At 64.6% G+C, this 601-nt stretch carries 1 pseudogene; it reads left to right on the top strand.

The window, feature by feature from the left end:
• A pseudogene (locus WCL58_RS25260) lies at positions 1-601 on the top strand (transketolase); the annotation flags it as partial.

Raw genomic sequence — 601 nt, 5'->3', positions numbered from 1 at the left:
CACGACATCGTTGACCACCACACCTACGCCTTCATGGGCGACGGCTGCATGATGGAAGGCATCTCGCACGAAGTCTGCTCTCTGGCCGGTACCCTCAAGCTCGGTAAGCTGACCGCTTTCTACGATGACAACGGCATCTCCATCGACGGCCACGTCGACGGCTGGTTCACCGACGACACCGCCCTGCGTTTCGAAGCCTACGGCTGGCACGTGGTGCGCAACGTCGACGGCCACAACCCGGACGCCATCAAGGCCGCGATTGAAGAAGCCCGCAAGGTGACCGACAAGCCGTCGCTGCTGATGTGCAAGACCGTTATCGGCTTCGGTTCGCCGAACAAGGCCGGCACCCATGACGTGCACGGCGCCGCGCTGGGCGCCGCCGAAGTGGCCGCCACCCGCGAAGCGCTGGGCTGGAAATACGCCGCCTTTGAAATCCCGCAGGACATCTACGCCCAGTGGGACGCCAAGGAAGCCGGTCAGGCCAAAGAAGCGGCCTGGAACGACAAGTTCGCCGCCTACGCCAAGGCCTTCCCGGAGCAGGCTGCCGAGTTCAAGCGCCGCATGAACGGCGAGCTGCCGGCCGACTGGAAAGCCGACGCCA

The sequence above is a fragment of the Serratia sp. TMDUHS_CL genome, assembly GCF_037137105.1.
GTDB classification, from domain to species: Bacteria; Pseudomonadota; Gammaproteobacteria; order Enterobacterales; family Enterobacteriaceae; genus Serratia; species Serratia nevei.
The sequence above is the reverse complement of the archived record's forward strand: the minus strand, read 5'-3'. Positions and strand labels throughout refer to the sequence as shown.